Annotated in this window: 11 protein-coding genes; 4 read left to right on the top strand and 7 right to left on the bottom strand. The window is 43.8% G+C overall.

All coding sequences use genetic code 11. The annotated features are described in order from the left end of the window. Positions 1–16: 16 nt before the first annotated feature. On the bottom strand, positions 17–892 hold the full coding sequence (locus tag MKY84_RS03600) for a patatin family protein (RefSeq protein WP_342527808.1): 876 nt from the start codon (positions 890–892) through the stop codon (positions 17–19). A gap of 166 nt (positions 893–1,058) precedes the next feature. Between MKY84_RS03600 and cysK the strand changes: the two genes are divergently transcribed. Both cysK and MKY84_RS03590 read left to right on the top strand, forming a co-directional pair. Then, on the top strand, positions 1,059–1,976 hold the full coding sequence (gene cysK, locus MKY84_RS03595; RefSeq protein ID WP_342527807.1) for a cysteine synthase A: 918 nt from the start codon (positions 1,059–1,061) through the stop codon (positions 1,974–1,976). Positions 1,977–2,030: 54 nt separating this feature from the next. Further along, complete coding sequence (locus tag MKY84_RS03590) at positions 2,031–2,693, top strand: type 1 glutamine amidotransferase domain-containing protein (RefSeq protein WP_342527806.1); 663 nt, start codon at positions 2,031–2,033, stop codon at positions 2,691–2,693. A 19-nt stretch (positions 2,694–2,712) separates the two neighbouring features. Here MKY84_RS03590 and MKY84_RS03585 read toward each other — a convergent pair whose 3' ends face one another. Together MKY84_RS03585 and MKY84_RS03580 are read right to left on the bottom strand one after the other, a co-directional pair. Continuing rightward, complete coding sequence (locus tag MKY84_RS03585) at positions 2,713–3,186, bottom strand: DinB family protein (protein ID WP_342527804.1); 474 nt, start codon at positions 3,184–3,186, stop codon at positions 2,713–2,715. A gap of 87 nt (positions 3,187–3,273) precedes the next feature. After that, positions 3,274–3,921, bottom strand: coding sequence for an EAL domain-containing protein (locus MKY84_RS03580; RefSeq protein WP_342527801.1), 648 nt, complete (start codon positions 3,919–3,921; stop codon positions 3,274–3,276). A 196-nt stretch (positions 3,922–4,117) separates the two neighbouring features. On the opposite strand from MKY84_RS03580, the gene MKY84_RS03575 reads away from it, so the two are divergent. Further along, positions 4,118–4,561, top strand: a complete 444-nt coding sequence (locus MKY84_RS03575; RefSeq protein WP_342527800.1) for a GNAT family N-acetyltransferase — start codon at positions 4,118–4,120, stop codon at positions 4,559–4,561. 284 nt (positions 4,562–4,845) lie between these two features. Here MKY84_RS03575 and MKY84_RS03570 read toward each other — a convergent pair whose 3' ends face one another. Further along, positions 4,846–6,327, bottom strand: a complete 1,482-nt coding sequence (locus MKY84_RS03570; protein WP_342527798.1) for a BCCT family transporter — start codon at positions 6,325–6,327, stop codon at positions 4,846–4,848. A gap of 139 nt (positions 6,328–6,466) precedes the next feature. Here MKY84_RS03570 and MKY84_RS03565 point away from each other — a divergent pair, with 139 nt between their 5' ends. Next, entirely contained in the window at positions 6,467–6,847 is a 381-nt protein-coding gene (locus MKY84_RS03565) for a DUF2500 domain-containing protein (protein ID WP_342527797.1), read from the top strand. A gap of 16 nt (positions 6,848–6,863) precedes the next feature. On the opposite strand, the gene metH is transcribed toward MKY84_RS03565, so the two are convergent. The 3 genes from metH to MKY84_RS03550 are packed head-to-tail and all read right to left on the bottom strand — an operon-like array spanning position 6,864 to position 13,235. Further along, a complete protein-coding gene (gene metH, locus MKY84_RS03560) occupies positions 6,864–10,301 on the bottom strand; it encodes a methionine synthase (protein WP_342527795.1) in 3,438 nt (1,145 codons plus the stop codon). After that, entirely contained in the window at positions 10,282–12,126 is a 1,845-nt protein-coding gene (locus MKY84_RS03555; protein ID WP_342527794.1) for a bifunctional homocysteine S-methyltransferase/methylenetetrahydrofolate reductase, read from the bottom strand. Before MKY84_RS03555 ends, metH begins: the two co-directional genes overlap by 20 nt. Next, positions 12,123–13,235, bottom strand: coding sequence for an aminotransferase class I/II-fold pyridoxal phosphate-dependent enzyme (locus MKY84_RS03550; RefSeq protein WP_342527792.1), 1,113 nt, complete (start codon positions 13,233–13,235; stop codon positions 12,123–12,125). Before MKY84_RS03550 ends, MKY84_RS03555 begins: the two co-directional genes overlap by 4 nt. Positions 13,236–13,269 lie beyond the last annotated feature (34 nt).

The following is a 13,269-nucleotide window of genomic DNA, read 5'->3' as shown; positions in this document are numbered from 1 at the left end:
CTGAAGGGTTTTCCCTTCAAGCTTTTGATAGGATGGAATACGGTTCTCCCAACCACTCCATCATCTCTTCGAACTGATGACGACCTGTTTCAATCCCGAACTCATAAAGGGCTGACAAGCGTGCTGGATTGCGTTCGGCCCTACTAATTTTAAAAGACTCTTGTGGTCGAATCACAAATGCCTCTCCTTCAGCTTCTAACGTTTCAATCAAGTCTAGCGTCTCATTATAATGTTGCCAACGTGTTTCCATCTGCTCCACTAAACCGGGATATTGTTTATACATAAACTTACTGACGCCGTTAAAACGAGAGGGTGCTTTTCTGTAACCTTTAGGTCTAGTCAAAATAATAACAGGACGTGTCACTCCATCGTCAAGTGCTTTTTTCAATGGAATAGGGTCCGCGATTCCTCCGTCCATCAACTTCATACCTTGATAGTCTACAGGCGCCGCCATAAACGGCAATGAGCTGGAAGCACGGACGACTTGCAACATCTCATCTTTTGGTGCTCCTTTTTCAAAATAAACCGGTTTTCCGCTATAGCAATCGGTTGTCCCTATTACAAACCGTTCAGGAGATGCAGCGAAGGTTTCGTAATCGAATGGAACAAGTTCGTTGGGCAACTTATTAAACAAGAGGTCCATGCCAAAAAGCTCCCGTTTAGTCACTAGGTTTTTTAAAGAAATGTAATCTGGGTGTGTCACATAATCGATGGAGACTTTTCGGTTTCGGTCTCGTTGTCTCGCGGCGTACGAAGACCCATGACAGGCTCCGGCTGAAACACCAATGACATACGGAAAATAGTAGTCATTTTCCATAAAAGCCTCTAAAACACCACCAGTAAAGACACCTCGCATGCCGCCACCTTCTAAAATCAAACCTGCTCCATTCATTACGTTCACTCCTTTAGCCAATCATCTAGTACTAGTATTTCGCAAAAACAATCAGGAAGCAACTGGAATCACATTTTTAATTCCTATCAAAATACTTTGAATTGGAATTTAAATACCTGACTTGGTATACTTAATAAATATGAATTTGTAGAAAGTAGGGAATGGAATGACTATCTATCAGAGCATTACAGATCTCATCGGCGACACCCCTGTCGTTAAATTAAATCGGGTTGTACCAGAAGGTGCTGCTGATGTGTATGTGAAATTGGAAATGTACAATCCTTCTAAAAGTGTGAAAGACCGTGCAGCGAACAACATGATCAAAGTAGCAGAAGAGCAAGGCATAATCAAGCCAGGTGACACTATCATTGAACCTACAAGCGGCAACACAGGGATTGGCCTTGCCATGGTAGCTGCTGCGCGTGGCTACAAAGCTATTCTAGTGTTACCTGATAATAGTACGCAAGAGCGCATCAATTTATTAAAAGCTTTCGGTGCAGAAGTTGTCTTGACACCGCAGGATGAAAAAATGCCTGGGGCAATTAGTAAAGCTCTTGAATTAAAACAAACTATCCCGAACGCCTTTATCCCTCAGCAGTTTGAAAACACGGCAAATGCCGACGCCCATCGCGGGACGACTGCACTGGAAATTTTAGAGCAAATGGACGGCAAGCTTGACGCTTTTGTGGCGACAGCTGGTACGGGAGGCACCATCACAGGTACAGGTGAAACATTGAAAGAGCACCTTCCAGAGCTGTATATTGGTGTGGTTGAACCCAAAGGGTCTCCTGTTCTTTCAGGCGGAAAACCAGGTCGTCATAAACTTGTGGGCACAAGTCCGGGATTCATTCCATCCATTTTAAATACGTCCATTTATGATGAGATTTTTCAAATTGAAGATGATCAGGCAATCGACCTATTTCGCCGTCTAGCTCGTGAAGAAGGCATCTTTGTCGGTCCTTCTGCTGGTGCTGCAGTTTATGCCGCAATTGAAATTGCAAAACGTTTAGGTCCAAACAAAAAAGTTCTTTGCATTGCACCAGATACTGGAGAGCGTTATTTGTCTATGGGTCTGATTGAATAACGTAAAATCGGGTATGTAATAGAGGTAAGTTCATTTCGAGAGGAGACTGTAAGTATGTCAAAACGTATTTTAATGGTGCTGACCAATCATTCGGAATTACCAAATGGTAAAAAGACAGGCGTCTGGTTGTCTGAATTCGGGGAAGCCTTTCTAGCCTTTCAAAAAGAAGGCTTTGATGTGACAGTAGCTAGCCCAAAAGGCGGCGAAATTCCAATTGACCCTGCAAGTCTCGAAGGCGAAGTATCAGAAGAAATGTTAGCCACTAAAAAACATATTCAAAATACAGAGCATATTGATCACCAAAACCCACAAGATTTTGATGGGATTTTCCTTCCTGGTGGTCACGGCACAATGTTTGACCTTCCAGATAATAAAAAGCTACAAGAACTGATTCGTTCAATTTATGAAGCTGATAAACCAGTAGCAGCAGTATGTCATGGTCCTGCAGGCTTAGTAGGTGTCACTTTATCAAATGGTGACCCACTTGTAAAAGGTAAAAAAGTAAGTGCCTTTACAGATGCAGAAGAAAATGATACCGGTCTACAAGATGATATGCCTTTCTTACTTGCTTCTAAGCTCGAAGAATTAGGAGCTCATCATGAAGCTGCTGAAAACTGGAGTGAAAAAGTCGTACGTGATGGTTTATTGATCACAGGACAAAACCCTCAATCAACTGAAGTTGTGGCTCACGCATTTATTGAATCATTAAAAGAGTAGGCATCCGCCTACTCTTTTTTTATGTCCAGCGACCCTTTAAATCAAGCGCTTGACGAATTTGTTCAAAGTGATGTTCATCATGTTCAACCAATCCAGTAAAGTAGTTTTCCAGATTCGTCGTATTGGAACCTATTGTAAAGGGTTGTTGCCATTTGGCTTCTGGAACTGCTGATAATTCTTCTACTAGTTTGTTCCGCGTCACTAAAAATTCATGAACCGTGTCATTTCGCGACTGTTCTCTAGCCAAGGTAGCCGATTGAGCATTTAATTCATCAGAGCCCGGATACGGCTGTAATTCGCCACCGGCCAATATAGGATGTAAGCGTTCATTTAAGAAAAACTTATCCCACGGCGCCAAATGACCAATAACTTCTGCTACCGTCCACTTCCCCTCAGCAATCGGAGAGCGCCAGTTAGCCTCTTCCCACTCTTTCATTCCTTCAATCCACTTCATCGATGCGCGAAAATGCGCCAAGATTTCTGCTTTGTTCATCAACAAGTCCCCTTTGCAGCAAGATGTATTCAGTATACCCTTCATACAGAAAAAAACGCCCCCACATTAACTGCGAGGCGAAGAAATTCAGATATGGGGAACATGAACAACAATTTGACCGTCAATAAAGAGAGGCGTCGATTTTTTTACAAGCAACTCAGGCTTCCCAAAAAAATAGCCTTGAAAATACGTATAACCTGTCTCTAACGACCTTTTGTATTCGTCGAGTGTTTCAATTTTTTCAGCTATTAACTTTTTACCAGACCGTCGAGCCAAGTTTTCTGTGCATTGTTGGCGATTAAGAGGGGCTTGGAAATCAATTTTAATGAAGTCGGCGATTCGAATAATTTCAGGAATGCCGTGAATGGAAGCATTGCAATTAAAATCATCCAGCGCAATTTGGTAACCGGCACGTTTTAATTGTTTTAATGCTTTCAAGATTTCTTCATCGAATTCAATTGATTCCAATACTTCGATGATTAAATTTCCAGGGGCGATATTCCAATGGTGATGGTGCACAATCAAATCACGGGTGAAATTTACAAACACGGGAAGTTGCTGACTAACGGTATCAAGGCCCATCACATGGTAAGCCGTATCTAATACCTGACGAGTAGCATCATTTGGGTCTTGAGCCGTGTAGACGTTTGCCTCACTGTTCCTATACAATAGTTCATAAGCGACAACATGGCCTTGTCGATCGACGATTGGTTGTCTGGCTAAATAATGGTTCAACTTATTCACCTCCACACTCTTAATTGGTTAGTAATATTCTACCATCAGTTTTCAGAATAATCAAACATTAATCACCTTATTGCTTCCAAATTGAAAGTAAAATAGTCTCAGTTTTGTAATTCTTAGAACTAGGCTATGAGTAGAGAGGAATAATTGAGCTATCTGTCGAATAGAGAAGAAAAGGGGAGGTTTCATCATGGCATACGAAATCAAACAAATTCCGGATTTAAACACGGTGTCGGTTCAACACTTGGTAGAAGAAAGTGAAAAAGAAGGCTATCGCTTTTTGACGCGTTTGGTGAAGCAATACAAAGATGGCTCAGAACTCTTTCAAAAGCCAGGAGAAGCGCTATTCGGTGTATGGAAAGACGATGAGCTTGTCGGCCTTGGAGGCATCCTGCAAAACGCCTATGCTGATGATCCATCAACAGGCCGACTGCGCCGTTTTTACGTTACAGAAGAAGAGCGACGAAATGGAGTCGGCACACTCCTTTTAGATGCTTGTCTAGATAAGGCAAAAGAATCGTTTAAAAGTGTAACATGTCGAACGGATTCTGCGAAAGCAGATGCTTTCTATCGTCAGAATGGTTTTGTGGCTGTCCACCATTCACCGGATACTACACACCGGATCACATTTTAGAAAACAAAAAGACTCTTTCGCACCAAACATGCGAAAGAGTCTTTTTATTGATTTGAATTCATGTGATTTCTAAACAGTCGGCTCCACATCTAAACGCAATCGAGTTGCGCCTTCTAGAAATCCCTGGAAAATTTCTAAACAGTCGGCTCCACATCTAAACGCAATCAAGTTCCGAACGCTAGAAATTCACGCAAAAACCATTCACCCCGACCGAGGCAAACAACGCCTCATTCGGTGCGCCTGGTTTTCACGCGATTTCTGGGCAAGCGTTCTCCACATCTAAATTATAGTCGTTTACGTTCCAGTCGTAATGCTTTGAGGGTTGAGGCCATCATCAATATCATGATAAAAGAGAATGGCAACGCGGCGATGATCAGTGCGTTTTGTAACGCTGTCAGACCATTTGCTGCCAACAAGATAACGGCGATCATCGATTGTGAGATACCCCAAACGATTTTCACAGAATTATCTGGGTTGAGTGAGCCACCTGTTGTTTGCATTCCAAGTACAAATGTTGCCGAATCAGCACTAGTAATGAAGAATGTGCTAATTAAGATGACGGCAATGACAGATAATATTGTCGATAGCGGTAATTGACTGAACGCCGCAAACAATACTTCTTCGGTCGCAAGTCCTGATAAATCTATAGATCCTGCATCCTGAATATCGATAGCAGTTGAACCAAACGCTGAGAACCAGAAGAAACTTACTAAAGATGGTAGTAATAGTACACCCGTTAAGAATTCACGGATAGTACGGCCTTTTGACACACGAGCAATGAAAATACCGACGAACGGTGCCCAAGAGATCCACCATGCCCAATAGAAGATTGTCCAGCCATTGATCCAATCTCGACTTTCGCCATCAAGAGGAGCTGCACGGAAACTCATACGAATAATATTTTGTAGATAAGCACCTAAGCTATCCGTAAACATGTTGAAAATCAATAACGTTGGCCCTAATACGACAACACCAATTAGTAGTGCTATAGCAAGCACCATATTTGTGTTCGATAAGTATTTAATTCCTTTACTAAGGCCAGTCCAAGCTGACGCTAAGAACAATACAGTTACAACAGCAATAATTACTACTTGTAGACCGTAAGAAGCTTCAATCCCAAATAGATAACTGATTCCACCACTAATTTGAACAGCACCGAAGCCAAGAGTCGTTGCAACACCAATTACCGTAGCAAATACGGCAAATACATCGACGACAACACCCCATGGTCCAGACATTTTGTCTCCAAAGATTGGCTTAAGTGTTGCTGAAATTAATCCAGGTTCGCCTTTGCGGAACTGGAAATAAGCGAGCGCGAGTGCGACTACCGCATAAATGGCCCAGGCATGTAATCCCCAGTGGAAAAACGTATAACGCATGGAATCACGAAACGCTTGAGCAGTCCCTGTCTCTCCTGTTGGAGATGATACAGCATAGTGAGATAACGGTTCTGCCGCTCCCCAGAATACGAGACCAATGCCCATTCCTGCTGAAAATAGCATCGCAAACCAAGTAGGACGCGAATAAGCAGGGCGATCTGTATCTTTTCCTAATCGAATTTTCCCATAAGGGCTAAAAATTAAAAATAGCGTAAAGATGACCATCAAGGCCACAAGAATTAAGTAATACCAACCAAATGTGGAGGTAATAAAGGCTTGCATATTTGATGTTACAGTTTCAAATCCTTGAGGCACAATCGCTCCAAATAGGACCGTTACAATAACGAGCGCAAGCGTAATCCAAAATACATTCGTAACTTTCTTCACATTCTCCCCTTCTTTCATATAGTTTCACACAATTCCCTACCCTACCTTAATTCTTTGTAAGGGTCAAGCAATGTGTCCTTATACCCAGATGAAACTTCCCCACCTCTTCATGCGTAAACTAGGAAAAGGAGGAGAAGTCATGGGATATTCTGACCCAACATTTGGTTTTATGGATACGTTTGGAACGGTGTTTCTAGTAGTGGTGTTTGTAGTAATTATTTCAGTATTTATTATTGGAATTGGGGGTTCCATTAAAACGTGGTCAAAAAACAACAGTTCACCTGAGTTAACAATACCCGTTAACGTAAAAACTAAACGTACTGAAACACGTGGTGGTACAGGTGATAGTGCAGCCAATACTTGGTATTATGTAACTTTTGAAGTACAAAGTGGAGACCGAATCGAACTTCCCCTTCGTGGTCACGAATTTGGACAGTTAGCAGAAGGTGATCAGGGCTTACTAACTTATCAAGGAACTCGCTATATTAATTTTAATCGAAAAATAGAGCCACGCACCTAAAAAAGGTGCGTGTTTATTAATAAACATTGAAATATCGTGCCTCTGGATGCGCGAATACCATAGCTGATACAGAAGCTTCTGGCTCCATCATACACCCTTCTGTCAGCTCCACTCCTATGCGTTCTGGATTTAGTAGTTTCCATAGTTTCTTTTGATCTTCTAAATCTGGACATGCTGGGTAGCCAAAAGAAAAACGCTGACCTTGATACTTCGTTCTAAATAGGTCTTGTACTGTCAGCTCTACTGGGTCTGGGAATCCCCAACGAGTACGCATCATTTCATGCATGCGCTCAGCAAGACCTTCCGCCGTCTCCAAAGCAAGTGATTGTAAGGCATGGCTTTCTAAGAACTTTCCTTGTTCTTTTAGTTGTTGCGCCCACGTTCGAATCCCTTTTCCTGCAGTCACTGTAAAGAATCCAACGTAGTCCATTTCTTCACCTACCGGCTTTAAGTAATCTGCCAAACATAAGAAGTCCGTTTTTTGCTGTCTCGGAAAATGAAAACGTTCAATTACTTTCGTTTGATCTTTTGGATCATAAATAATCACATCATCACCATCTGATTGTGCCGGGAAAAATTGATAAATAGCAGAGGCTTGCAAAATTCCTTTCGTCACCGCTTGATCAAACAGTTGGTCCGTCATCTCTTTCAGCTTGAGTGTGCGTTCATCCTTCTCCTCCAGCAACCGAGAAATCTTCCCCTTCATCCCTAAATGATGCCCTAACAACATTTGCTGATTGATGTACGGATAGACTTGACGAAGCGAGAAGTCTCGCAAAATATGAACGTCTAAATCAGTCGGTGTATAGACCTGAACATCTTTGCTTACTTTGGACACACCAATCTCGTGAGGCTTTCTAGGAATCTCTTGTTCTGGCGCAACCGCACGTCTTTGTTGATCTTCTTGATAAGTTTGCTCAATCTCCAAACGGTTATTTGGATTTTGGAGGTCATTGAAAAGCTGAAGACCATCCATTGCATCTTTGGCGTAGAGAACTAAACCATCATATTCTTTCGCAATTTTATTTGCGGTGAATTTGCGTGTTAACGCGGCTCCCCCTACAACTACCGGAGTATCAATTCCTGCGGCTTTTAAATCTTGAGCCGTAACGACCATCTGTTGCGCGGATTTCACAAGCAGCCCCGACAACCCAATGATATCCGGCTTGTGCGTACGCACTTGTTCTATCAGTTCTTGTGGTGTCACTTTGATGCCAAGATCTGTCACGTCATATCCGTTGTTACTCAAAATAATATCGACTAAGTTTTTTCCAATATCATGGACGTCACCTTTTACAGTCGCTAAGATGACTTTGCCTTTGGTGGATGAGACATCGGATTGTTCCATATGTGGTTCTAAATGCGCTACAGACGCTTTCATCACTTCTGCACTTTGCAAGACTTCTGCGACAATCAGTTGATTGTCATTGAACAGTCGTCCCACCTCTGACATACCTGCCATTAGCGGTCCATTGATAATATCTAGCGGCGATTCATAAGTTGAGAGTGCCGTATCTAAGTCGGGTAGCAGTCCTTCTTTTGTACCTTCCACAATATAATAAGCCAAACGTTCTTCCACAGTTTCCGGAAGAGCGATAACCTTCTCTTCTTTTTTCATACCTCGGTAAAACTCTGTAAATCTTGCAAGCGTTTCATCTGTAGTAGTAAATAGCAATTCTTCAGCCAATTGCACTTCGTCTTGTGGAATGGACGCAAACCGCTCTAGTTTTTCCGTGTTTACGATGGCATAATCAAGCCCCGCCTGGACACAGTGGTACAAGAACACGGCATTTAGTACTTCTCTTCCCACTGGAGGCAAACCGAAGGACACATTGCTGACCCCAAGAATCTGAGGACAATGCGGGAAACGTTCTTTGATGGTGCGAATTCCTTCCACTGTCGCTTTAGCAGAGCCGATGTACTGTTCGTCTCCAGTACCTACAGGAAACACCAATGCATCAAAAATAATATCTGAAGGTGCCAAACCATACTTCTCTGTTAGTAACTGATAAGATCTTTCAGCAATCTCTACTTTGCGTTCTACAGAAACACCCATGCCTTGTTCATCAATTGTCCCTACAACAACTGCTGCTCCAAATTGACGAATGAGAGGGGCAATCGCTTCAAAACGCTCTTCTCCATCTTCTAAATTGATAGAATTGATGATGACTTTCCCTTGCGAGTAGCGTAGCGCCACTTCAAGTACCTTTTCATCTGTGGAGTCAATCATCAATGGCACTTTTACTTTTTTCACGACCTCTTGAATAAAACGGTCCATGTCTTCGACTTCTTCTCGGTCCGGATCTGCAAGACAAATATCAATGATTTGAGCACCATTCTTCACCTGTGCTCGAGCAACTTCAGAAGCTTCTTCTAGTTTATCTTCTTGAATCAGCCGCTTAAACTTTCGAGAACCGATTACATTCGTACGCTCTCCCACTAAAATAGGACGAGTGGACGGATCATCATAGACAAAAGGTTCAATCCCCGACACTTTATGCTCTGTATGCTCTGAGGCAATACGCGGAGAGTGAGCCTTGGCTACTTGCGCTAATGCGCGGATATGGTCAGGTGTCGTTCCACAGCAACCACCGATTACATTCAACCAGCCTTTTTCTAAGAAGCCCTCCATCTTCGCCGCCAGAGATTCAGGCGTTTCATTGTAGTTCCCTTCTTCATCAGGAAGACCGGCATTCGGGTAACAGCTCACATAACTGGACGCTAGTGAAGATAGTGAGCGAAGATGGTCGCGCATAAACTCTGGACCTGTCGCACAGTTTAAACCCACAACGAGCGGCTTCATGTGCTCGAGCGAAATGTAAAATGCTTCAATCGATTGCCCGGCAAGGGTTGTCCCCATAGGCTCAATCGTGCCTGACACAAGAATCGGCACTTCCCGTTTCCTACTCTCAAAAGCCCGTTGAATACCTAAATTGGCCGCCTTCACATTGAGAGCATCTTGACTTGTCTCAACGAGCAAGACGTCTACTTCGCCGTCTAGTAAACCTTCCGCTTGAATTTGATAGTCTTGTGCAAGCTCTTCAAACTTAATCCCACCTGTTACCGAAAGTGTCTTGGTCGTCGGACCCATCGCACCTGCCACGTAACGAGGGTGTTGCTCGGTCGAGAACTGAGACGCCACACGCTTGGCAATTTCAGCCGCTTCTTTATTGAGGGCATAGGCAAGATGGCCGAGCTCGTATTCATCTAGCACAACAGGTGTAGCACCAAATGTATTGGTTTCTACAATATCGGCTCCCGCTTCAAAATAGGCGGCATGGATAGACTCGACGACATCGGGACGAGTGCGGACCAAGTATTCGTTACACCCTTCAAACTGCTCTCCTCCAAAGTCCTCGGCTGAGAGATCTGCTTGTTGAATCATGGTCCCCATTGCCCCGTCTAGGACTAGAATTTTTTTCTGCAATTGCTGTTCAAATGTGGAGCTGGTCATATGATTCCTCCTGCTTGCGTGACGTGATGTAGTCCATCAATTCAATAGAAAGTTCGTAGCGTAAGAATGGGGTGATCAGGTAAATACCGTTGAACAACTGTAGAGCTTCTGCAAGAAGTTCTTTCGTAATCTCCATCCCCACTTTAAGAGCCTTTTGTGGATCTTCCCCTGCTTGGCGCATTCTTTCCCGAGTATCATCTGGCACTCGAATACCCGGAACTTCATGATGCAAAAATTCAGCATTTCGCGAGCTTAGAAGTGGCATGATCCCTACGAAAAATGGTTTATCCACACGTTTAGCTGCTGCTGCAAGTGCGTGAAGTTGCTCGATTCCAAACACAGGCTGTGTGATAAAGTAATCGGCTCCTGCTGCCACCTTTTTTTCAAGTCGTTTGATAGATGCCTCCATGTGGCGATAGTTTGGATTAAAAGCCGCTCCAACAGAAAAACGTGTCGGTCTCTCAAGTGATTTCCCCGAGAACGATAAGCCACGGTTGTTCTGTTTGATCAGTTCGATTAGTTCTAAACTCGATAAATCATAGACAGATGCTGCCCCCGGAAAATCCCCTATCTTAGCAGGGTCACCTGTGATAGCGAGCAAGTCTTGTACACCCAATTCATGGAGCCCCATCAAATGCGACTGCAATCCAATCAAATTCCGGTCTCGGCAGGTTAAATGGACGAGCGGATTGGCTCCGTAACGAGTTTTGATAATGGCAGCTACTGCATCATTGCCTACTCGCGGAGAAGCTAAAGGGTTATCGGCCAATGTTAAGGCATCTGCCCCTGCCTTGTGGAGCGCTTCGATTCCTTGATAAAAGCGGTCTGTGTTGAGATGCTTAGGTGGGTCCAGCTCGACCAGTACAGTCGTCTCCTGACGAACTTTTTGAAGTAATGGAGATTCTGTTGTCGTTTGTTCGATCACTCGCTCTGCTCGTTTAACTACTAGCTCTTTGACTGTCACTGGTGTACGGTCTTGCAGCCTTTCAACAATTGCTTGGATATGTCTGGGTGTCGTCCCACAACAGCCGCCTAACAAATGGACTCCTTGCTGCTTTAGCTCTACTGCGATTTCTGCGAAATACTGAAACTCTTCTGCATAAGAATAGCGCCCTTCCTCTACCTGGGGGAGACTTGCATTTGGATAGACCGAGAGCAATGCTTTTTTCGGAATCGGCACCTGTTTCAGTGCATTCAACATATGAAAAGGTCCCATGCGGCAATTGACACCGACGACATCGGCACCTAGTAGCTCTAATTCTTCAAAAGCTTGTTGAAGTGAATACCCGTTTTGAAGAACACCGACTTCGTGCATAGAAACTTCTGCAATGACAGGTAGCTCACACTCGTTTTTGGCAATTTTGACGACTGCCTGAAGCTCTTCAAAGTCATAGTACGTCTCTAAAAGAATGGCATCTACACCTTCCATCAAGAAAATGTAGAGCTGTTCTCGAAAGCTGCGCTTAATCTCATCAAGGGAGATATCCTGTTTAATGCCCCGCAACCCACCAATTGTTCCGAGGACATACACATCATCACCCGCCGCCTGCTTTGCAAGTCGCACAGCGGCCGTATTGATTGCCTTCACTTGCTCCTGTAAACCATAGCGCGCTAGCTTTACGTAGTTGGCCCCATAGGTATTTGTCTGAATGACATCAGCTCCAGCGGCGATATACTGTTCGTGAACGCGCAACACATCTTCCGGATGCGAGAGATTCAATTCTTCATTACAATGATCCACCCCGTACGAATAAAGAAGAGTACCCATTGCGCCGTCTGCTATCAGTACTTTATTTCGAAGTTGCTCTAGAAAAGGCGCTTTCATGAATCCTCACCTACCAAACCATCCAATATGGATTGCAGCTCATTTTGCAGATCTTGAACGTGCTCAATACCCACCGAGAAACGCAACAGTCGCGCACAAATCCCCACTCGTTCCCGTTCAGCAACAGGAATATCCGCATGAGTTTGCGTAGTTGGATAGGTGATAAAACTCTCCACTCCTCCTAAACTTTCAGCAAATGCGATTAGTTCTAAACGTTCTAAAAACAAAGGTACCCATTCCTCTCGTTGTAAACGGAATGACAACATCCCGCCTTGCCCTGGATACAACACGGAATCGATGGCTGGATGTGCTTGAAGAAAAGCGGCTAGAGCTTGTGCATTACTCTGCTGGCGTTCGACACGTAATCCTAGCGTCTTCAAACTGCGGACTAACAGCCAACAATCTAATGGGCTTGGCACGGCTCCAATGGAATTTTGAATCGTAGTAAGTTGTTCCGCGAGTGCTTGTCCTTTTGTGATGACGGCTCCCGCTAGGACATCATTGTGTCCGCCTAAATATTTTGTCGCACTATGAATGACGATGTCAGCCCCCAACGTAATCGGTTGCTGGAGAATTGGCGTGTAAAAGGTATTGTCAACAATCAACAAGATATTGTGACTTTTAGCGATATGTGCGATGGCCTCGATATCTGTCTCCTTCATCAAAGGATTTGTCGGAGATTCAATAAAAATAGCTTTCGAGTTTGTCGTGAGTGCCTTCTCAACAGAATTAGGTAAAGTGGTATCTACATACTTAAAGTTTAAACCTGTACGTTCTTCTAGTTGATGAAAAAGACGATAGCTCCCACCGTACAAATCTTCTGAAACGATTAACTCATCACCCGATTTGAAAAGCTGCAACACAGCATGTACTGCTGCCATACCAGAGCTGAACGCGAATCCACTGTCGCCTCTTTCAAGCAGAGCAAGTGCCTCTTCGAGAGCTGTACGTGTTGGATTGGCTGTTCGGGAATAGTCATAGCCTGTCGATTGGCCAATTCCTGGGTGGATATAAGCCGTGGATAAATGAATTGGTAAGCTCACTGCCCCTGTTGCCGGATCTTTCCGATTACCTGTTTGTGCAAGTTGCGTTTCTAGTTGATAGCTCATATAACTTCCTCCTTGGTGGGTGGAGGGTATAGAA

It is taken from the genome of Chryseomicrobium sp. FSL W7-1435 (assembly GCF_038595005.1).
Classification (GTDB): Bacteria; Bacillota; Bacilli; order Bacillales_A; family Planococcaceae; genus Chryseomicrobium.
This window is presented reverse-complemented; position numbering and strand designations above follow the sequence as displayed.

Coding starts and splice junctions, on each gene's coding strand:
- MKY84_RS03555 (WP_342527794.1), bottom strand. CDS start 12,126: ATGAAAGCGCCTTTTCTAGAGCAACTTCGAAATAAAGTACTGATAGCA.
- cysK (WP_342527807.1), top strand. CDS start 1,059: ATGACTATCTATCAGAGCATTACAGATCTCATCGGCGACACCCCTGTC.
- MKY84_RS03600 (WP_342527808.1), bottom strand. CDS start 892: ATGAATGGAGCAGGTTTGATTTTAGAAGGTGGCGGCATGCGAGGTGTC.
- MKY84_RS03585 (WP_342527804.1), bottom strand. CDS start 3,186: ATGAACAAAGCAGAAATCTTGGCGCATTTTCGCGCATCGATGAAGTGG.
- MKY84_RS03550 (WP_342527792.1), bottom strand. CDS start 13,235: ATGAGCTATCAACTAGAAACGCAACTTGCACAAACAGGTAATCGGAAA.
- MKY84_RS03565 (WP_342527797.1), top strand. CDS start 6,467: ATGGGATATTCTGACCCAACATTTGGTTTTATGGATACGTTTGGAACG.
- metH (WP_342527795.1), bottom strand. CDS start 10,301: ATGACCAGCTCCACATTTGAACAGCAATTGCAGAAAAAAATTCTAGTC.
- MKY84_RS03575 (WP_342527800.1), top strand. CDS start 4,118: ATGGCATACGAAATCAAACAAATTCCGGATTTAAACACGGTGTCGGTT.
- MKY84_RS03590 (WP_342527806.1), top strand. CDS start 2,031: ATGTCAAAACGTATTTTAATGGTGCTGACCAATCATTCGGAATTACCA.